General features: G+C 51.4%; 16 protein-coding genes. 5 read left to right on the forward strand and 11 right to left on the reverse strand.

The genetic code is table 11. The features are described from left to right. The first annotated feature begins 52 nt into the window (after nt 1–52). Nucleotides 53–190 carry a hypothetical protein gene (locus H6G89_RS16220; RefSeq protein ID WP_190508160.1) on the forward strand — a complete coding sequence of 46 codons (138 nt, stop codon included), beginning with the start codon at nt 53–55 and terminating at the stop codon, nt 188–190. Between the two features lie 275 nt (nt 191–465). Here H6G89_RS16220 and H6G89_RS16225 read toward each other — a convergent pair whose 3' ends face one another. The 6 genes from H6G89_RS16225 to H6G89_RS16250 all read right to left on the reverse strand — a co-directional run bounded on the left by H6G89_RS16225 (nt 466) and on the right by H6G89_RS16250 (nt 7,105). Then, on the reverse strand, nt 466–2,010 hold the full coding sequence (locus H6G89_RS16225) for an AAA family ATPase (RefSeq protein ID WP_190508162.1): 1,545 nt from the start codon (nt 2,008–2,010) through the stop codon (nt 466–468). Between the two features lie 400 nt (nt 2,011–2,410). Then, on the reverse strand, nt 2,411–4,036 hold the full coding sequence (locus H6G89_RS16230; protein WP_190508164.1) for an NAD(P)/FAD-dependent oxidoreductase: 1,626 nt from the start codon (nt 4,034–4,036) through the stop codon (nt 2,411–2,413). A 213-nt stretch (nt 4,037–4,249) separates the two neighbouring features. Continuing rightward, nucleotides 4,250–4,474, reverse strand: coding sequence for a hypothetical protein (locus H6G89_RS16235; protein ID WP_190508166.1), 225 nt, complete (start codon nt 4,472–4,474; stop codon nt 4,250–4,252). A gap of 199 nt (nt 4,475–4,673) precedes the next feature. Then, complete coding sequence (locus H6G89_RS16240) at nt 4,674–6,014, reverse strand: T9SS type A sorting domain-containing protein (protein WP_190508168.1); 1,341 nt, start codon at nt 6,012–6,014, stop codon at nt 4,674–4,676. A gap of 212 nt (nt 6,015–6,226) precedes the next feature. Then, nucleotides 6,227–6,760, reverse strand: coding sequence for a DUF5946 family protein (locus tag H6G89_RS16245; protein WP_190508170.1), 534 nt, complete (start codon nt 6,758–6,760; stop codon nt 6,227–6,229). 36 nt (nt 6,761–6,796) lie between these two features. After that, nucleotides 6,797–7,105 carry a hypothetical protein gene (locus tag H6G89_RS16250; RefSeq protein ID WP_190508172.1) on the reverse strand — a complete coding sequence of 103 codons (309 nt, stop codon included), beginning with the start codon at nt 7,103–7,105 and terminating at the stop codon, nt 6,797–6,799. A 119-nt stretch (nt 7,106–7,224) separates the two neighbouring features. On the opposite strand from H6G89_RS16250, the gene H6G89_RS16255 reads away from it, so the two are divergent. Continuing rightward, entirely contained in the window at nt 7,225–7,434 is a 210-nt protein-coding gene (locus H6G89_RS16255; protein WP_190508174.1) for a hypothetical protein, read from the forward strand. An 89-nt stretch (nt 7,435–7,523) separates the two neighbouring features. Then, nucleotides 7,524–11,165, forward strand: coding sequence for an NACHT domain-containing protein (locus H6G89_RS16260; protein ID WP_190508176.1), 3,642 nt, complete (start codon nt 7,524–7,526; stop codon nt 11,163–11,165). Between the two features lie 16 nt (nt 11,166–11,181). Here the strand turns inward: H6G89_RS16260 and H6G89_RS16265 are convergent, their stop codons facing one another. The 5 genes from H6G89_RS16265 to gntT form a co-directional block, all read right to left on the reverse strand. Beyond that, nucleotides 11,182–11,853: a hypothetical protein gene (locus H6G89_RS16265; RefSeq protein WP_190508177.1), complete on the reverse strand. Its 672-nt coding sequence runs from the start codon at nt 11,851–11,853 to the stop codon at nt 11,182–11,184. 8 nt (nt 11,854–11,861) lie between these two features. Beyond that, complete coding sequence (locus tag H6G89_RS16270; protein ID WP_190508179.1) at nt 11,862–12,749, reverse strand: hypothetical protein; 888 nt, start codon at nt 12,747–12,749, stop codon at nt 11,862–11,864. A 399-nt stretch (nt 12,750–13,148) separates the two neighbouring features. Beyond that, complete coding sequence (locus H6G89_RS16275; protein WP_190508181.1) at nt 13,149–13,661, reverse strand: hypothetical protein; 513 nt, start codon at nt 13,659–13,661, stop codon at nt 13,149–13,151. 195 nt (nt 13,662–13,856) lie between these two features. Beyond that, the gene (gene trpD / locus H6G89_RS16280; protein WP_190508183.1) at nt 13,857–14,960 is read right to left on the reverse strand and encodes an anthranilate phosphoribosyltransferase; all 1,104 of its coding nucleotides are present in this window, start codon (nt 14,958–14,960) and stop codon (nt 13,857–13,859) included. A 192-nt stretch (nt 14,961–15,152) separates the two neighbouring features. Further along, entirely contained in the window at nt 15,153–16,466 is a 1,314-nt protein-coding gene (gene gntT / locus H6G89_RS16285; RefSeq protein WP_190508186.1) for a guanitoxin biosynthesis MATE family efflux transporter GntT, read from the reverse strand. Between the two features lie 221 nt (nt 16,467–16,687). Between gntT and dnaA the strand changes: the two genes are divergently transcribed. After that, nucleotides 16,688–18,097 (forward strand): chromosomal replication initiator protein DnaA, encoded by a 1,410-nt coding sequence (gene dnaA, locus H6G89_RS16290; protein ID WP_190508188.1) that lies wholly within the window; start codon nt 16,688–16,690, stop codon nt 18,095–18,097. 532 nt (nt 18,098–18,629) lie between these two features. After that, on the forward strand, nt 18,630–19,937 hold the full coding sequence (locus H6G89_RS16295; protein WP_190508190.1) for an SPOR domain-containing protein: 1,308 nt from the start codon (nt 18,630–18,632) through the stop codon (nt 19,935–19,937). Nucleotides 19,938–20,058 lie beyond the last annotated feature (121 nt).

Below are 20,058 nucleotides of genomic sequence, written 5' to 3' on the forward strand. Positions count from 1 at the left end.
TACGAGGGAGGTCAATTACTAATCAACGTCAGTTTGGTTAAGAGCCTGGCGAATGAAATCGCGGCTACTGGAGCGAAGTACGCCGATGCGGACTCCGGAAAAGGCAGGATTTGACGAACCAACGCAGGTCGGTTTTGCGCCTATAACTGAGGTTTTAACCGCCAAAATCGTTATCCCGAATTCACGTTAATCAAATGTTACCAATTTGAATTGGCTTCGCTGCACATGATTCCGTAAGGGCGGTTCACGAAACGCCCCTACCCAGTGATCTGCCACAATCAAACATTAAATCGGTATGTGAAGATGCGTCAAATCAATGGCTCGTGGTGCAAGGATTGATCTGCGAAATGCTGCGCTCGTATGGGGGAGCAAGGTCTGGGTAAAGCGGGGATGATGGAGGCTGAGCCTGTAGCAGTGCCAAGGTTTCTGTAGGGAGCCGCAAGCAGAAAGCCGACGATCTGGAGATTAGCTCTCTTTTTGCGATCGCTTTGGTTTTGCTGGATTCGGTTTCGATCGCCCTGTTGTCGTCTTGGTTGTCTTTGAGGGGGTCGTTTTTCGAGTCGCTCGTTTTGCCTGAGACGGCTTGCTGACAGGCTTGAGCTTAAACAATTTACCCTGTTGCCGAAAGGCTTGAGCCAGGTGCTCCATCGTCATCAGGCTTTGCTGAGTGGCAGCTAGCGCAGTGGCGGTGCGGGCGATCGCGCGGATCTCGGCTCCGGTCAAGTGGGGTTGGGCGAGTGCCTCCCAATCCAGATCAAGCGAATCGGTTTCTAGAAATGGGTTCAGGGCGTGTTGCCAGAGTTTGAGGCGATCGCCCCTGTCGGGTGGCGGAAAGGTCAAAATCTGATCCATCTGGTGTTGCCAGCGCACCTGCACCGAAGGCAACAGCGATACGGTGAGCAGTGTAATGCCTGCGACCTGGCGACGTTGTTTGAGAAACTGGTGGATCTGCACGTCCGATGCCAGGGTTGAGCGTTTGAGCCAGTGCTGTGCCGACTGTATTAATAGGACACTGGGCGATCGCACAGCGATTTCGTGAAATACGGTGTCGTAATGTTCCGGCTCCACGGCTGCCAGATCCAGTGTTGCCAGGGGAGTGTTTAGGTGAGTGGCGATCGCTTCTGCTGCGGTGGTCTTACCGCTCCCATCTGCCCCAACTAGCAATGCCACGACACCTAACGAGTCTCCCTCAAATTGCACTGCCTGATTGAGCGATCGCAACGCTTGCACGAGAGGAGCAGGTGCAATCAAGTCATCCCAAGCGACCGTGGGGTCAGTGTAGGTCAAAAACTGACGGGATGCAGGTGTTTGGGGCACCAGATCCAACAGACCATCTAACGCTTCGGTGGGCGGTTGCTCAGAGAGGAGGTAATCGACCAGAGAGTCGTTCAGTTTGAGGGGATAGTTCAACAGGGTGTCTTCGTGTCGGGGCAAAATTTTGAGCAGGTTATAGCGTACCAGGGGAGAGTCCAGCATGAGGCGATTGCGAGCAACGCGCCACTCTTTATCGCTACGGCAGAGCAATCGCAACACGAGATCCACGGTGGGTAGATCCGTTTTGGTGCTGATTTCTTCGCCCTGCAAGAAGCGGTAAATTCTCGCATAGCGACGGTTAATCTCAGGAGCCAGGCTCATCAGCACCAGATTTTTTTCAAAGACGGTGAGCTGGAGGCGATCGCACAGAGACGGCAACCCCAACACAATACCCTTTTTCTGGCTGGCGTGAATTTTGGCTTCGAGTTGCTGCTGGTAGGTCTGTTTGGACGTGGTTGTGGTTGGAGTCGTTGGCTTGCGATATTCGTCGTAGGCCGCATTGCCCTCCGTCGAAATCAACCCCTTCCACCAGTGGCTTGTGGCTCGGTCAGCCCGATTTTGAGCGATGCGATCGACGTCCTTTTTCTCATTGCGCTGACGCGCTACCGCCACCATTAACACCCGATCGAGCCAGCTTAGTTCTGTCTTTAAATAAGTCCAGTTGTCAATGAATCCTTCTGGCTGTTCCGCTGGCATAGTCGTGTCATATCGTCCGCTCTCCTATTCTCGCAAGAGAAGTAGCCCTGTGAGTAGTCTTAACTTGTTTTTCGCACACGTAATTTAGGCACGTCATTTGGGCACATCCAGTAATGCCAATTCCCAACTGTAGAATGATAGAGGCAGTTCACGAACCGTCCCTACCGTGGTAGCCAACTGGATAGACATGTTTGTCAGTGGGCAAAAGGGCTCGGCAATGGGGCACACTGCCAAGCCCATACACCCGTCGGTCACGGTTTCAAAACGGTTTGGGTCAGGGTAACGCTAGGGGCGATCGCGCAACATCTCAGCCGACGACATAGCCTCTAGTACAGCCAAAAATAAGTTTTGAAAGGGGTGAAGGGGTGGAACCTCTTCTTGGGAGCGACCCCCAAAAAAACTATGTTGCAGAACTTTGTGTTTGCGATACGAGAATGTGATGGCTCACAATTTCCGCTGCCAAACGTCCGGTCTGGGCTCCCCCATTCATGTAGCCATAAAATTCATCACTGAGATGTTCCCCAGCAAATACCAGGTTGCCAACGTAGACATCCTGTCGTTCCTCCGGGTCATCGGACTCGATGTACAGGAATTCACCAAACTCCAGATATTGACCTGGTCTAAAGCTGGTGTAACCACCACCGATGTAAGGGTCACTCGCCCAATTAGTGCGATAGAATTGCCCGGTAGCCACAGCCTTTGTGCCGGGAATCAGTTTGTTGAGGCGATGGACAAACTGTTGTCCCTGTCGCTCAACCGTGCGCCGCGTGGGTCGCGCCTCCTGACCACCCAGGAAAAAGGTGAGTGCCCCTTCAAGCTGGTCGGGCTGCCGCTGTGTTTCTTCCCAAACCTGGGAATATCCCAGATCTGTCCAGGCTTCACCCACAAATCCCTGCTCCTGGTGCCAGGAACGTTGATTGAACCCGGCAAACAGCTTTTCGTTAGTGCCCAAGTTGACTTCGTTGATAAACCGTCGCAGGGTATCGGGCAACTCAACCTGGAGATTGACTCGACGCAACGCCATAAAGGGCAATGCGAGAATGACGTAGTCGGCATCAACCACTAAGCCTGTGCCAAAGGTGAGTTGGAAGCCATTGTTGTGCGATCGCAATTCAGTTAATGGCAAATTAGCGCGAATCTGTCCCGGCAAAGCCCGTGCCAGACCTTCAATCAGCTTGCCACTTCCCCCTTGAATGAAATAGGTTTCATCACTGCCAATCGGGGTAACGGCGTCTCCATCCAGGAGCAACACGGTATACAGCAGTTGCAGCGCAGAAGAGTCTTCAGGTTCTACCCCATATTCGGTACGAATTGCATTTTCAGCCAACCTGCGAACCACAGGGGCTGTAATTTTGTCACGGTGTTGATCGAGATAATCAGCAACCGAGCGTTGATCGAACTCTGGAGCGTAGGTGTCAAAGTCCTCATCGAGCAGGGCAGCGTCGATCACCAGTTGGTCAGCCAGTGGACGCAACAAATCGATCAGGTCTGCTTCAGAAAGCATTTTGTTGTCAAAGTAGTAGGCACTTTCAGGAAACGCAAACTGGTCAGCATTTTCGATCCGGTTAAATAGCTCTAGCCCAAGTTCTTGCGCCAGTGCGAGAATGTCTTCGTGATCAGTGTTGATAAAGCTACCGCCCAGATCATTGACTAAGTTGTTGCTTACCACTGTCTGAGACTGAATTCGTCCACCGACATAGGGTTTTGCCTCATACACCGTGGCAATGATGCCTGCTTTCTTGAGTTGATAGGCGGCATTGAGTCCGGCAATACCACCCCCAACGATCGCCACTTTGGGGGTGCCATAGCCCATTGCCCCTTGTAACCGGGGAAACTCCGCGATCGCAGAAGTGGCGATCGCCCCAGCCCCAGCCAGAGCAGAATATTTCAAAAACCGCCGACGAGAGGGGTTTAGTCGGGGAGCGATCGCTGAGCTTTGAGGCGAGCTTTGAGTCGAGTGAGCCGCCTCAGAACGAGCCGCTTGCAATAGACGAGACAGAGTCCGAAACAGAGGGGAACGTGCCATAATTGCTCCTTTTTGAGTGAATGGTGTGGTTCAGGAAAGCGAAACAAATCAGGAGAAAAAACGTGAGCATGGAGGTCTCGCCATGCCCGATGCCGTCGATAGGAAGACATGGGGAAGTGGATGGGTGGAGTAGTGGGGAGTGGGGGAGTGGATGAGTAGATGAGTAATTCAAAATTCAAAACTCAAAACTCATAACTCAAACCCGCTTTTTCTTCACCGCTTGATGCACAACCACGAGTCATCAACCCAGGTGAGAATTGATTGGTTAGAGTGTAAAAAAACCGTTTTGCGGGTGGTGGGATAGTAGATTTTCCAGCAGAGGCGACCGTGGCGATCGCGCTGTTTGCTAACTCGTGGCTGGCGCGGAAAGGTGAATAGCCAGGTGATCAATCTCACCGTGTTATTCCAGGGTTTGCGGAGTGACTTTAAGTGAGTCATAGATGCCTCCTGATTTTTGGAGAAAAGGTTTGGGGATCTGATACCAATTTGATTTGAGGATGTGGCAGATGCAGGTAAGGGCGCATCGCGATGCGCCCTTACAGAAGATCATGGGCCGCACCATCTGTTTAAATTGGTATGAGGATTAGGGTCGGAAGTCCCTCGCCCAGAGGGCGAGGGATTGAGGGTGAGGGCAACCCTACGCCATCACCTGCGGTGTCACAATGTCCTTGATGGTGACAAAGCTGATGGACTTGAAATCGTCTGCCGTCAAGTCTCTGGGGCGCGTGTTTTCCACCACGCCCAGCTTTTGATCGCCCAGAAAAATGCCGCTGTTGCGCCCTTCGCGGCGGATATCCAGCAACTCATAGACAATGCCGTTGGTCAGACCAATTTTGTCTACACCATCTTTGTAGTCTTTGATCACATCCACACCGCGCAGCAAATCCAGCACAAAGGTGTCGCGTCCCACGCCGCCATAGTAAGTGTCATTGCCCTGGCTGCCCCAGGTGATGTCGCGACCTGCACCACCCCGGAGTGTGTCGGTGCCAAAGTTGCCAATCAGCGCGTCGTTGCCGCCCATGCCAGAGAGGTCATCTGCACCGCGCCCCCCATCCAAAATGCCGTTACGGTTGTTGCCGACAATGGTGTTGCTGCGGTTGTCACCTTTGGTAGTTGTAGAGCGATTGAGTTGATTGAAAGTGCTGGAGGAAGTGAAGGCACTGTAGTTAACGCGGAATGTTATTGCCGCACGCTGATTTCCCTGAAGAAATCCCCCAAAAGGGTTATCCCCACCACCTTGCAAGGTAATAGGTCGTTCTATCGATCTGGGAGAAAACGAGAAGAGTTCACCTACTGTAAGTTGCAATGCGTCAAGATTGAAGGTTAGATTTGGGGAAAATTGATCGGGACTAATATCCGCTAACTGAGCGGGTAGAGGAGTATCATTTTCACGGACTATAATCTCTCCCCTAATAATCTGGTCGTCATTACTCACTGCACGAGTAAAGGAAAAGTTTGGGCGCGCGTCGGCTTGATTATTAAAAGTTCTGCTGCTACCGCTCCTGTTTCCATCAATCACAATTGATTCGATGAAGAAGTCAGGTTGATCAAATGGTAAAAACTCAAACTTAGATGTAGCAAGGGATCGAATGCGATCGACCGTCACACCCATCTGAGCATTTGTAACAGCGGCACCTATAATGCTCAGATCATAGTTTGTCGCAGTGTTAGCAGAACCAGTCACTTCAATGAAGTAAGTTCCTACTGGCAGATTTGGGTTAAAAATAGCATCGTTAGACGTGCCTTCCCTTGACGAGGAAAATATATTTCCGTTGGTGTCGAATAGACGGAGATTCGCATTTGCAGATTTGGGAACCAGAAGCGTGGTTAGTTGGGTCGGTCGAGTGATATCTATCTGATAAAGATCTCGTGTGTCGCTACCGACTCCGATTTGACCATTCTTAACAACAACTCCACCATTTTCAACACTGCCCACGTTAACAGTTGTGCCTTCGATTTCTAAAATTTCGCGTGCCATTGATATATCTCCTTGTAGTTGTGGTGAGTAGGTGTGCCCTCATCCCCAGCCCTTCTCCCGCAGGAGAAGGGAAGCCGGAGTGGAGCGGGTCGAAAGTCCCCCTTACTAAGGGGGATTTAGGGGGATCGGTTCAGATGCGAGAAGTGTTAGAAGATCCCCCCTAGCCCCCCTTAAAAAAGGGGGGAACTGTGAGCCAGAGTGGAAGTGTTGGGTCAGGCACAATTGAGTGCCCAATCTAAAGTCCACTGCCGCACTTGTGGATGATGCGATTCCCAGGCAGACCAGGCAGACTGGGCCCATTCCTCCACCGCTTTGACATGGGCTATGGCATCGGGGGCTTGCCACACATCCAGAATGGTCTTGTCGCCTAAGCTGTTGGGTGGAGTCAGCCAAACAAAATCAGATTTATGTCGGGCTAACCGTTGCATGGTGCGGGTGGCTTGATCCATGTCAAAGCCACACTCTAGAACTAGACACAGGCTAATGAGATGGAGGGTGACGGATTGAATGCTCTGCGGCGAGGGGTGTCCGGGGTGTTGAACAGCATAGGCATCAACCGTGAGCCGATGGACTTTGGCATAAGCAGCATTGGAATACTCTCGCGCTAACACCTCGCCAAACGTGGCCCAACACTCAGCAGAAGCCAGTAGATAATCGTGAGTTGCCCCAATACTTGCTCTAGCGTTGACGGGAAGCATAGCCCCACATCCAAGACAGGGCGAGAGCTTTGGCGATGAGGGTTGCATCAGGCATCTCCTAAAAAATGGCTGAGAGAAAATGGCTTAGGGAAGAGTGTGCCACCAGTGGTCTTCGATCCAAGTGCAGACCTCTTCGGGAGAGTCAAACACCAGCGTGGTGTCGTTGGCTGGAAAGTAAACCCGCCAGCGCAATTGCCCGGTGTGGCGATCGCGAAATTCAGTGATATAGGGTTCATTGGGGTTGGCAAACATCCAACCCACCAGTCGGGTAATGCCACGCCACAGGCTTTTCAGTGAAGTCAACAAAACCTTATGACGGTTTGGCACTGATTGTTGGGTGGATGGTTTAGCGGTGAGGGGGCGGTTGGTCAAATCACAATAGGGACCTTGCATCGTTGATAAACCTCCTGTAGTCAAAACCAGTAAAAATGCAGTTGAAATCAAATCAATGGGCACAACAAAATCAGCGCACGGCGCTATTCTGCATCCAACGAATTCGTGCAGACAGGGGTATGAAGCTAAATCAAAATGCTCTAGAAAAGGGGGCTTTGTGGTGTGGCTTGTGGGGGCAAAGCGAAAGCCAAACCATTGACTTTCTCACGATATCGAAGCCGCCCGTGCTTGTCATTACAGGAAACTTGGGGAGTTTGCCTAGCCTGAAACTTAAAAAACTTGGGGAAACTTGGGGAAACTTTGGGATGCGATCGCCACCCAAAGTCTAAAAACAATCATCAAAGTCTAGAAAATCAAGAAATTCTCTTGTAGGCTTCCAATTAGGGCAAGATGAATACAACCGATTGCAACATCGTCAATGGAGTTAGAACAAGCGATCGACTTCATCAATGCTGCACTTGTGGCACAGGAGGGCAAATCGCTCACCGACGCGGAAGTGGCAATTGTCACAGGTGCATGGCAAGGGCAAACCTATGGTGCGATCGCTGAGGCATCGGGCTACACGTTGAGCTATCTTTCAACGGATGTGGGGCCTGTTTTTTGGCGGCGATTAAGTCAAGTTTTTGGGGAAAAGATTAGCAAAACCAACTTTCGCTCAGCGATCGAACGACACGCAAGGCAGGGCCAGCGTAACACCCAGATGCAGCAGTCCGTTGCAGAACCGTGGAGGGTTTCTTCTCTTCAAGTTGACTGGGGTGAAATTGTTGATGTGAGCCAGTTCAGTGGGCGCACCGATGAGTTAGCCACACTCCAGCAGTGGTTGTGCAGTTCCTCGGTTGGAGGGACGGCTTCACAAGGGTGCCGCCTGGTCGCTCTGCTGGGCATTGGTGGGGTGGGCAAAAGCTCTCTTGCAGCAAAATTAGCCCAACAATTTGTGAACGGGTTGGAGAGTGGAACAGCCAATGAACCTCGCGTCAACCCGTTTACCCACGTCATCTGGCGATCGCTCCGCAATGCCCCACCCCTGGAGACGTTGCTGAGTGACCTGATTCTGTTTCTCTCTGACCAAGACGATACTCAAAGTGACATCAAACGGTTGTTGCACTGGTTCCGCACCCATCGCTGTCTGGTGATTTTGGACAATCTAGAAACGATCTTGCAACCGGGCGATCGCGCTGGAAACTACCGCTCTGGTTATGAAGACTATGGAGAATTGTTGACGTTGATTGGTGAGAGTGCTCATCAAAGCTGCTTACTGTTGACCAGTCGCGAGAAACCTGCCGAAATCGCTGTTATGGAGGGGATAGACTGGGGAGTGCGATCGCTCTCCCTCTCTGGCTCCTATCAGGTTGGAATTGCCATTCTAGATGCAAAAGGACTGCGGGGAAGCGATCAGCAAAAGTGGAAGCTATGCGATTACTACAGCGGCAATCCCCTTGCCTTGAAGATTGTTGCCAGTTCTATCTATGACCTATTTGGTGGAGAAATTGCCCCCTTTATTGAGCAAAATACCTTCCTGTTTAATGGCATCAATCGACTACTGGAACAACAACTCGAACGGTTATCGTATTTAGAAAAGTCAATTCTGTACTGGTTAACCATCAATCGTGAATGGACGACTATTGCTGACCTGCAAGCAGATATTGTCCCTCTCGTGTCCCACTCCAGTTTGTTAGAAGCTCTGGAATCTCTCAGTTGGCGCAATTTAATTGAAAAGCGATCGGGGAGTTACACCTTGCAACCTGTAGTAATGGAGTACGTTACGGAGTGCTTAGTAGAACGAATCAGTACAGAGTTGATTACTGGCAAACTCATGCTGAGCGATCGCCATGCTTTGATCAAAACGACCGTCAAAGATTATATCCGTGAGAGCCAGGTACGAATAATTCTGCACCCGATCGCGGAGCAATTCTGCAAAGCCTTTTCACAAATTGCACTGAAACAGCACCTGGCACAAATTTTGATGAGTTTAAGACAATCAGATACTGAGGTATATGGTTATGGAGCAGGCAACTTGCTCAATTTATGCATTCATTTGCAAATCAATCTAGCTAGATTTAGCTTTGCAGGATTAACGATTCGTCATGCTTGCTTTCAAGCAAACGTTCTGCAACACAGCGATTTTACAGATGCCAATATCCAGGAAGCCTCCTTTGTTCAATCATTTGGCTGCATTTTTTTCGTCACCTTTAGCCCTGATGGTCAGTGGCTCGCCATAGGAGGTAATGGCAGGCTTCATCTTTGGAAGGTTCAAGGAAATGAGCAATTTTTTACTTTAAGGGGACATGCCTATTGGGTTAATTCCGTTGCATTTAGCCCCGATGGACAGTTGTTAATGAGTGGTGGGTGTGACCGAGTTGTACGAGTATGGGATGTTAAGACCAAACAAGTGATTCGCATCCTGTCAGGACATACCAGTACGATCTGGTCGGTAGCAGTTAGCCCTGATGCTCAGCTAGTTGCCAGTGGTGGTGGAGATGGGACGATCAGACTCTGGTATCTGTCAACTGGAGAGGCACATTCGTTCAAAGGGCATGATGGTTGGGTTCGATCGGTAGCTTTTAGCCCTGATGGCAAAACACTCGCAAGTGGCGGTACTGAGGGTTATCTTAAACTGTGGGACGTCAAAACAACCCAGTTATTGCAAGCCTTTCAAGCGCACACTGAAGGAGATATGGCGATCGCCTTCAGCCCTGATGGGAAATACTTGGTGAGTGGTAGTCATGACCAGACGATTAAGGTGTGGAATTTGCACAACCATCAGTTACAGCAAACCTGTGATGATGAAGGTATCGTCTCCTCAGTGGCCTTTACTCCCGATAGTCAAGCGTTTTTAAGCGGCAATCATAACAAAGAGTTGAAGCTATGGGATCTAGCCACAGGTGAACTTAGAAAGCTCTTTCGTGGGCATCAATCTTGGGTCACATCCGTTGCCTGTAGTCCTGATGGAAAGGTGATTGCCAGTAGCAGTTTTGATCGCACGCTTCGTCTCTGGGATGCCACAACGGGGCATCAAATTAAAGCATTGACAGGATATGCAAATGGAGTTCATGCACTTCTATTTATTCCTCAGACAGTAGTTCACTCTAACTCTCCTCAATTACTTGTTAGTGGTGGAGCAGACTCAATGATCCGGATTTGGGATTTGAATTCTCAACGCATTGTCAACACGCTTCGAGGCCATACACAACCCATTTGTTCGATTGCGCTGAATCTCACCCATCGTTATTTAGCAACAAGTAGTGATGACCAATCTATTCGTCTTTGGTCATTAGATACTGGGCATGAATTGAATGTCCTATTGGGTCATGTCGGTCGAGTTCGATCCATTGCGTTCAGTCCCTCTAAACCCGATATATCTGATTCTCCAGGGATTTTAGTTAGTGCAGGAAATGACAAAACTATTAGAATCTGGGATGTTGCAACAGGTCAACTCATAAAGGTATTAGCTGAACATACTAACTGTGTCAACTCAATTGCCTTTAGCCCTGATGGTCATTTGTTAGCTAGTGCTAGTGATGACCAAACGATACGAGTCTGGGATACTGCAACCTGGAAAGGAATAACGACTCTTGAGGGACACTCCCACTGGGTATGGAATATTGCCTTTAGCCCTGATGGTCAAACCCTGGTTAGTAGTAGTGAAGACCGGACAGTTCGCCTCTGGGATGTTGCATTAGGACAACCCATTTATTGCTTAAACGGACATCCTGGCTCTATTGCTGCGGTTGCTTTTAGCCCCACAGGGAAACTCATTGCCAGTGGTGATTTTGATGGTGGTATTAAGCTTTGGGATGCTCAAACAGGTAAGCTCATTCGCTCCCTAAAAGAGCATATTGGCTGGATACCATCCCTCACGTTTGATCCAACCGGACATTATCTTGCTAGTGGTAGTAAGGATGAAACCATTCGACTATGGAATGTGGAAACAGGGGAATGTCTGAAGGTGTTGAGGAGCGATCGCCCCTACGAAGGGATGAACATAACGGGCGTTCAGGGTTTGAATGAAGCTCAGAAGGAAACATTAAAAGTGTTGGGTGCGATCGAACATTTGGGTTAACCCTTCTGTGCCCCAGCTACCAGCAAAAGCGGAGGGGCAACCCTGGCTGAAACTGAGCCTCCTTTCCCTGTTGCTCTCCGTCAAAGCCAAACTCAAGGGCATAGGCTGCGCCCGACCGGACATCAATCAAGCCAGTATCTACGAGAGATTGAAGCTCAGGAGAAAGTGAGTTGGCATGGGGAGTCACGAACTCCACACGAGTCACCTCTTGCAAGGCGATCGCCTGCTGCAAAGGCTGTGCCCTTTCAACCGGATAGGTGTCTTGCCGCTGGCCAAAGGAGAGGTAAAACAGCATCGGCTCCGTCACGATATCGGCATTGGTTGCGACGGGAATGCTTAGCGACGGTGGCAGGTAGGGCGGATGATAGTTCCAACTGGTGAAAGGCAGTTCTCCAGCAGGTTCCAGGGCAGGACGCAGGCAAACGCCAAAAGGACAGGCTCCGCGATCGCGCTGACTCCATCGCTCCCACAGGTGGATGGGCTGCACTGCCCCAGATTGTGCTTCGGTTGGGTCGTGAACCCAGAGCAACTCCAGCATCAGGTTGTGAAAGAAGAAGCGACGATTGGAGGTGCCCTGTCCGGGATGCACATTCGGCGTGCCTTCCGTTAGGCCAAACGAGATGAGTTGATCTGCTTCTGGAGCCTCCAGCGTTGTGCAAATAAACAGGTGATCCAGTTCAAAGGACATCCTCTACCCTAAATCTCAGCGACGGCTCGTTCGGTCAACCGTCGAGCCAGCGTTTGAATGCCCGTATGCTCGTAGTATTTCACCACCATATCCAGGTACGCGCCGAGATAGTCCAACTTGTCTTTGGAGACTTCCACAAATCGGATCAGGTGGTCTACGACTTTGTCGGGCGTGAGGTCGTGGGAGCCAACAAAGTTATCGATCCAGCCTTTGGTGGACTCAAAGCTCTCGATGATAAAGCCCTGTTGCCCTTTGGCATTGCCACCGGGAATGAGAGAATGGACGGCTTTGAATGTCTGGTTGTGCTCCAGATCAGAGGGAGCCATCTGTTTAATAGCGTTTAACGCTTTGAGGGCAAAGTCAGAACCCAGGGGAATCAAGCCATCAAAACAGACCAATGCTGCCATCCGCATCAGGGATTCGCCGCCGTAGTCCTTGAGGGCAGCCAGGAAGTCGCCAATGCTGTCACCGGGGATGCCGTTGATCTGGCAGAAGGCGACCAGTTCTACGACTAACTTGACGCAAAGGTCGATGGTCTGCGCCTTTTCGGGTTTTGGAGTGAGGTTTTTGAGAAATCCCAAAAATGACACATCCTGTCCGACTTTATTGGCTAAAGCGGCAGTACCGATCGCCCCTGATGCGGAATCAACGGTTTGATAGAGCCAGAGTGCCCGCTGGTAGCCCTGAGATTTGTCGTTGAACAGAGTAATGGCGCGATCGCCAATTTGCTTGATTAGTTGCGGGTCGCTCTCCCCAGTCACAGTACGGATGGTGTTTTCAAATCCGGTGAGGTTTTGCCACTGCCCCGGAACCACAAAATCGAGCGATCGCAATGCCATGACGGTCAAACCACCAGTCGGCAAATGGTCGATCAATTCATAAATCGGTTTGCTCATGGATTTCTCCTGTGTTTGGTTGGTGGTCAGGGGTCAAGGGTTAATGGTCAATGGTTAATGGTCAATGGTCAATGGTTAGTGGTCAATGGTCAATGGTCAGTGGTCAATGGTCAATGGTCAATGGTCAGTAGTCAGGGGTCAGGAGTCAGGGGTCAGGGGTCAGGAGTCAATGGTTAGTGGTCAATGGTTAGTGGTCAATAGTTAATGATCGTTGCCTCTTCTTTCTTCGGTGTTGCTGATCCAATCTATGAAGTTCGGAGGGGCGTTTCGCGAAACACCCGTACAGCGGTGGGCAGTTTTTCAGAATCGCATCTGCATTCAGCAACGTCTTTTCCCTCTTCTTTTTTCCTTCTTCCCTCTTCGTTTATCGTTTATCCTTCATCGTTCATCCTTTCTTCGTTATGCCAAGCTTGCTAATCCAGCTAAATCAAACTTGGTCAGCCATTCGGCGCGGTCTTCTTTGGTGAAGGACGGGTCGCGGGAGAGGACTTTGACCTGATAGCGATCGCCCACTAAAAGAGCGGTGGCGTTTTGTCCCTGCTCCACAGCGGGATAGCCAGCGATCGTCAGTGTTGTTCCCTCAAACTTGGCAGCCGCAGGAGTCCCGGTTGTGTCGCTAATGGCTAACATGGCAACGTTCGTGCCGTTTTGATTGACCTTATATTCGGCAAAGCCCTGTTTCTCCTGAGCAGGAACGATTTCATAGCCCTCGACCGATTTTGGAAAGAATGGGTTGAACTCACCCCCTGCTTGCGCCTCAGCCGCGACTGCCGCCGGGGCATCCCGTTGGGTTGTCTCCTGCTGAGTTTGAGCAAAGGGGGACGGTTCTGCTGGAGAACGACAGGCAGAAACCAGCAGCAACAGGCTGAGCAGAATGGGAGCCAAAACTCGATGCCAACGAGTCAGACGCATGACAACCTCCGAATGCAAACTGCCCTATTCTACAGGCTGAAGTTTAAGACTGTTGGGATCAACACATGAAGATTTTGGGGCGTTGCTGAATGCGGATAAAACTCTCAAAAACTGACCGCCCCTGTGCGGGCGTTTCACGAAACGCCCCCTACGAAATTCCCCATTCCCACTTCCCCATTCCCCACTCCCTATTCCCTACTCCTTCAAATAGGTTGCCAACTGCTCCACTTTGTCCCATGCGGCTCCGCTCTTGAGAATGTCTTTGGCGATCGCCACTCCTTTGGCATAGACCTCAACAGGAGAGGCATTAGACAAATCGAGGGGAATGCCACCCCCTACGCTCAACGCCAGAGCGGCATTCAGGGCAACGACATCCTGCTGCGCCTGGGTGCCTTTGCCCTGCAATACATCGCGCATAATTTCCAGGTTTTCTGCCACTTCTCCCCCTTTCAAGGCCGTGGTTGGGGCAGCGGTCAATCCCACCTCAGTTGGGTCGAGGGTAATTGATTCGAGGCGATCGCCCGCCAGAACTGAGAGGTGGGTCACATCGGCTAATCCGGCTTCGTCCAACTTCTCGCGTCCATGCAGCACGATCGCCTGGGGTCTGCCGAGTTCCTGGAGTGCCTGGGCGATCGTCTCAACAAAGCCAGGATTAAAGACGCCAATCACCTGTCCGGTGGGACGCAGGGGATTCACCAGCGGGCCCAACAGGTTAAACACGGTTCTCACTTTCAGGGTCTTGCGAATCGGCGCGACATATTTCATAGCTGGATGCCAACCCGGAGCAAACAGGAAGGTAATACCCACGTCATCCAGAGCCGCTTTTGCCTGTTCCGGTGAGGCAGTAATTTTGATACCCAATGCTTCTAACACATCGGCGGAACCAACCTTACCCGATGCGGAGCGGTTGCCGTGTTTTGCTACAGGAATTCCCGCTGCGGCAGCCACAAACGCCACGGCTGTAGAGATATTAAAGGTGGATGCGCCATCGCCCCCGGTTCCACAGGTGTCAATCCGCACAGAGGGCAGTGAGCCAGAGTCGATCGCCGCTCCCAAAGATTGCTCCATCAGCACTTCCGCCATCCCTGCCAACTCAGTTGCCGACACTCCTTTAGCTTGAATAGCGGCTAAGATCGCCCCTGACAACGCTGGGGGAATCGCTTCGGTTAACCAACCTTGCATCAGATCAGCCGCCTGTTGGCGATCGAGTGATTGACCGTCAATCAGTTGTTGCAGCAACGCTGACCAATCGGAAGTGGCGATCGCATCAGGGGTTGGAGTAGCGGGAGTGGTAGTCATAGGAGCGATTTTGGGTTTTGGATTTTAGATTTACGATTTTAGGTTGTCGTAAGCCCCAGTCGAATGCTCAGGGATTTACAGGAGGCATCATTCGCATCCACTATTATTTCCTGATTTGGGGACAGGAGGCGTTACGAATTAGACGGCTCCGCACTCCCCACTCCCCATTCCCCACTCCCCATTCCCCATTTCCTACAACGGCTTCCAGGTTTTCGCTACTTGCAGGCTCAGAGTCAGGGCACGAGTCGCCATAAACGCAGCCAGGGCTAACCAGAGCAACTGCACGCTGTTGAACCACCAGGCGATCGCTGCCAGTGGAGCAAAGCCGATGAACGTTGCCATCAGGGTCGAGGTTTTGAGGATGCGTCCCTCGGTCAAGCCCAAAAAGTAGCCATCCAGCATGTAGGCGATCGAGCCAAATCCCAGAATCGGCATGAGCCAACCCACGTATTGGCTGACCTGATCGAGGATGTCGGTGTGCTTGGTCAATAGGCGAAAGATAGGCAGGGGCATGAGAATAGGGGCGATCGCAAACAGTAGCCCTAAGCCCAGGCTGATGCTGCCCGACAACCACACCAACGTCATCAGTTGAGGATGCGAACCTTTGCCACGAAAGATGCCTGCAAAACTCTCCGTGGCGAACGCTAACCCATCGATGAAGTAGGCTGCCAGGGTGACGATCTGGAGCAGCAGGGTATTGGTGGTTAGCACGTCCGTACCAAACGCCGAACTCAGGTTGGTGAACACGCTAAAGGTCGTCACCATCGCAAACGTGCGAATCATGATGTCCGTATTCAGACTGAAAGCGGCTTTGAGTGCGGCAGGATTGGGAATTTGAGGGGCGATCGCCTTCACCTGTTGCCATGGCATCTCCCGACTCACCAGCCACAGCCCGACCCCCAGCATGGCGTACTGGCTCAATGCGGTAGACCATCCCGCCCCAGCACTGCCCCACCCCCACTGCACGATCAGCAGATAATTTAACCCCACATCCGTCAGGTTGCTCACCGCCGATAACAGCAGCACCTGACTCCCCTGTGCCTGTCCCAAAAACCAACCCACCAGGACAAAGTTGATCAGGGTAGCCGGAGCACCCCAGACCAGCGAGTTGAAATAAGCCATACCAGAGGCTTTGACATCAGGAGTGGCACTCAGCAAGGCAAACCCTAGTTCTCGCAGGGGATATTGCAAGATCAGAATCAGTAGCCCCAAGCCCAGTGCCAGCAACCCGTTACGGAGTCCCGTTAACCAGACCTCGGGGCGATCGCCCCTTCCCAATGCCTGAGCGGTGGTGCCCGTCGTTCCCATCCGCAGGAAGCCAAACGTCCAGTAGATGTAGTTAAACAACACCGTTGCGAGGGCTACGCCTGCTAAATGGCGAATTTCATCCAGATGCCCCAAAAACGCGATGTCAATTAAGCCCGCCAGGGGCACCAGCAGATTGGAGAGGATGTTGACAACCGCCAATCGACCGAAGGATCGGTAAAAATCAGAGCGGATCTCCATATTTGGAATTGGTATAGCTTTCCAACGGTATATCTAGTAGTCTAGTTAAGCCAAGATCAGAGGCTAGGGTTTGGAACTGCTCTTTAGGCGTTTGGTGCATGACCGAGAATTAATTCCTCAAAAAAAATTAATTCTTCAAGAAATCGCACTTGATCCCTGGAGTGGAGCACTTATAATCGTAGCCTCTGGTTTATCAGCGATTCAGGTGGGGTTGAGCAGCCGTGGAAATGACCTTAGAAAATTTCTGGAACCGAGTTTTAGAGCGTCTAGAGTCGCAGTTGAGCCGCCCCACCTTCGATACCTGGGTCAAATCCGCCAGCGTCGAAAAGTTTGACGACAACTGTCTGGTCATTTGCACGACCAATCCCTTTGCCCGCAACTGGTTGCAGAAGTACTATTTCAAAACCATTGTGGATGTGGTGACCGAGGTATTGGGGCGATCGATCGACATTCATATCACGGCTCGACCGGGGAGTGAGGCAGAAGAAGGGGCAGACATTGACCTGCTGTGGCCTCTGCCTAATGTCGTTCCTCCGACTGAGGCTCCCGCAACCACTGCCACAACTACATCTCAGAGGCATAAGCAGCATAACGACCTCAACCCCAAATATGTCTTTTCCCGCTTCGTCGTTGGTTCCAATAACCGCATGGCCCATGCTGCATCCCTGGCAGTGGCAGAGTCACCCGGGCGCGAATTTAATCCCCTCTTCCTCTGTGGAGGGGTCGGATTGGGAAAGACTCACCTGATGCAGGCGATCGGGCACTATCGCTTAGAAATTGATCCCAACTCCAGGATTTTCTACGTCTCTACAGAGCAATTCACCAACGATTTGATCGCTGCCATCCGTAAAGACAGTATGCAGAGCTTTCGGGAGCAGTATCGAGCGGTCGATGTGCTGCTGGTGGACGATATTCAGTTCATTGAGGGTAAGGAATATACCCAGGAAGAGTTCTTCCACACGTTCAATACGCTACACGAAGCAGGTCGGCAAGTCGTTCTGGCAAGCGATCGCCCCCCAAACCAGATTCCTCGCCTACAAGAACGGCTCTGTTCTCGCTTTTCGATGGGGTTAATCGCTGACATCCAACCCCCCGATCTGGAAACCCGGATGGCAATTTTGCAAAAGAAAGCCGAATATGAGAATATGCGTCTGCCCCGTGAGGTGATCGAATACATCGCCTCCAGCTATACCTCCAACATCCGAGAACTGGAAGGAGCACTGATTCGAGCCGTTGCCTACATCTCCATTTCGGGGTTGCCGATGACGGTTGAAAACATCGCCCCGGTGCTCAATCCTCCTACCGAGCAGATTCCTGCGTCACCCGAAGCTGTGATGGCGGCGATCGCCGATGCGTTTAATGTTTCTGTAGATGACCTCAAAGGCTCATCTCGTCGGCGCGAAATCAGCGTCGCTCGTCAGGTGGGCATGTTCCTGATGCGGCAACACACCGACCTGAGCCTGCCCAAAATCGGCGAGGTCTTCGGTGGCAAAGACCACACCACCGTTCTCCACAGCTACAACAAAATTGACCAACTCAAAGAAACCGATGTCGATCTGGCACGAACCCTGCGACAACTCAATGAACGGATTAATTTGTCGAATCAGTCGCAGAATTCGTCTCGGAAGTAGGGAAGTGGGGAGTAGGGAGTAGGAAAGGATAAACGATAAAGGCTGAAGGATTAAAGAGGAAAGAGAGAAGAGCGAAAGGATAAAGGCTTAAGGATAACCCTCTTCTATTACTCTCTCGGCGAATAAACCCCATGCAGACCTTGTTTCCAAGCTCCTGCTTGGAGATAGAGTTACGGAGGCTCTGCCTCCAAGGCGAGTCAGAAAGCTCCCCAGCATCAGGGATTGAGCCATTGCCTTTGCCCTAAGCTTTCTGACCAAAGCTATATTTGTTTGAGTATTTTGTGTTGTTTGGCTCAAATTGAACTACACTATCGGGGATTGAGTCTCGCTGTTGTGCGATCGCCATATTCGGCGTGAAATGGGTATAAAACCTTTAACTCTCTGTTCATCAACAGGTTATGAACGCTATATATAGAGTTAGGTGTTAATATTAAATGCTTAAATCAGGGGCATTTTTGAAATTTAGTTGCGAATGACTGCTTTTCGGTTATCATCGATCCTTTATTCATGAAAAGTTGGCAGGAGTAGTGGAATGCGACGACGTGCCTCCGCAGAACCTTCTTCACCAGAGCAATTTCTCAACCCCGTTCTCAAAGCGGCACTTGAAAGCCTGGATGTTGAACTCGATGAAGAGTTAACTCGCTATCGGCGGATGCGAGGTCGTAAGCCGGGGCAAACAGGTCGCCAACGGAGCGATCGCCAACCTGACATGATTGTGATTGGGGCGAGTGCTGCTGCTCTTTCCGCTGCATCCATTGCAGATGCGCCACAGGCTGCTCCTCCGCTCGCCATTGCGGCTGACCCCAATGCCGATCCTTTTGCCGATGATGCGCCTCTATCCAGTCTGGCACCCTTCAACCCAGAGGTGGGTCAACCATTAACTGAGCATAATCTGGACGATCTGGAACCGGATAGTTATCTGGCTTCGTCTGAGGAACTGCTAAAAAGCATTGCAGAAGAAGAGGATCTGCGAGCAGCGGAAGAACCGGGAATGCTGGAAAGCCTGCTGACTCCACTGGGCATCGGCTCCATGTTGCTGCTGTTGCTGTCGAGCATCACCTTTGGCTATCTGATCATGAATCCCAACAGCATCAGCATTTTAGGATTGGATAAGCTGATGGGCGATCGCGCCTCTACTCCTGCTCAACCCAACACCACCACAACCGCGACAACCGCTGCACCTGCCAGCACGTTGCCTTCACCGAACCTGGCAGATCAAGAATTTGTTGATTTAAACCTCGATACCCTCAGCACGTTGCCTACTGGAGAGTCCGCTCCTGCCGGGGTAGCTACTCCTGGGACAACCGCTTCCCCAGCAAGTGAACCAAACGCAGCAACTGCGGTGCCTCAAGCCCCATTGCCGACGGTTAATTTAGAGCAACAAACCCCTGTTGCGACCGCTTCAAGCACAGGTCCCAGTCGTCAGCGCAGCCAATCTGCTCCGCGTCAACGCACCGAATCTAGACAATCTGAATCCAGATCATCTAACCGTGCGGCAGCGGCAACCCGTCCTGCGCCAACTACGGCAGCTTCGACCAATCCAACCCCTGCCCGTTCTGCGGCGGCTAGACCTGCTGCTCAATCTCCTGCCCCCGCTCCCTCGGTGGCGACAGCACCCAGTGCGGCTCCATCTCGGGACAACCTCTATCATGTTGTGACAGAATACAATGGCGATCGCAGCCTGGAGCAGGTTCGTCAGGTGTCAGGCGATGCATTCTTGCGAAACACCAATGAAGGGGCACGAGTGCAAGCCGGAGCCTTTAGCGAGCAATCTCGCGCCGAGGAACTCGTGCAGGAACTTCAGCAACAGGGCATTCCTGCCCGAATTGAACGGCGTTAAATCCGGCAATCGCTACAGGGTGAGAGAATATCAAGTTGATTGGGTGCAATTTAAGTCAGCAAGGGCAGACTGGAATTGAAGGTTGACCTTGTGTTGTTAGCCTCATCGACTCAGACGGAGG

The sequence above is a fragment of the Oscillatoria sp. FACHB-1407 genome (assembly GCF_014697545.1).
GTDB lineage: Bacteria > Cyanobacteriota > Cyanobacteriia > Elainellales > Elainellaceae > FACHB-1407.

Coding starts and splice junctions, on each gene's coding strand:
- H6G89_RS16255 (WP_190508174.1), top strand. CDS start 7,225: ATGAAGCTAAATCAAAATGCTCTAGAAAAGGGGGCTTTGTGGTGTGGC.
- trpD (WP_190508183.1), bottom strand. CDS start 14,960: ATGACTACCACTCCCGCTACTCCAACCCCTGATGCGATCGCCACTTCC.
- H6G89_RS16230 (WP_190508164.1), bottom strand. CDS start 4,036: ATGGCACGTTCCCCTCTGTTTCGGACTCTGTCTCGTCTATTGCAAGCG.
- H6G89_RS16260 (WP_190508176.1), top strand. CDS start 7,524: ATGGAGTTAGAACAAGCGATCGACTTCATCAATGCTGCACTTGTGGCA.
- H6G89_RS16235 (WP_190508166.1), bottom strand. CDS start 4,474: ATGACTCACTTAAAGTCACTCCGCAAACCCTGGAATAACACGGTGAGA.
- H6G89_RS16265 (WP_190508177.1), bottom strand. CDS start 11,853: ATGTCCTTTGAACTGGATCACCTGTTTATTTGCACAACGCTGGAGGCT.
- H6G89_RS16295 (WP_190508190.1), top strand. CDS start 18,630: ATGCGACGACGTGCCTCCGCAGAACCTTCTTCACCAGAGCAATTTCTC.
- H6G89_RS16250 (WP_190508172.1), bottom strand. CDS start 7,105: ATGCAAGGTCCCTATTGTGATTTGACCAACCGCCCCCTCACCGCTAAA.
- gntT (WP_190508186.1), bottom strand. CDS start 16,466: ATGGAGATCCGCTCTGATTTTTACCGATCCTTCGGTCGATTGGCGGTT.
- H6G89_RS16275 (WP_190508181.1), bottom strand. CDS start 13,661: ATGCGTCTGACTCGTTGGCATCGAGTTTTGGCTCCCATTCTGCTCAGC.
- H6G89_RS16270 (WP_190508179.1), bottom strand. CDS start 12,749: ATGAGCAAACCGATTTATGAATTGATCGACCATTTGCCGACTGGTGGT.
- H6G89_RS16220 (WP_190508160.1), top strand. CDS start 53: ATGAAATCGCGGCTACTGGAGCGAAGTACGCCGATGCGGACTCCGGAA.
- H6G89_RS16240 (WP_190508168.1), bottom strand. CDS start 6,014: ATGGCACGCGAAATTTTAGAAATCGAAGGCACAACTGTTAACGTGGGC.
- H6G89_RS16225 (WP_190508162.1), bottom strand. CDS start 2,010: ATGCCAGCGGAACAGCCAGAAGGATTCATTGACAACTGGACTTATTTA.
- H6G89_RS16245 (WP_190508170.1), bottom strand. CDS start 6,760: ATGCAACCCTCATCGCCAAAGCTCTCGCCCTGTCTTGGATGTGGGGCT.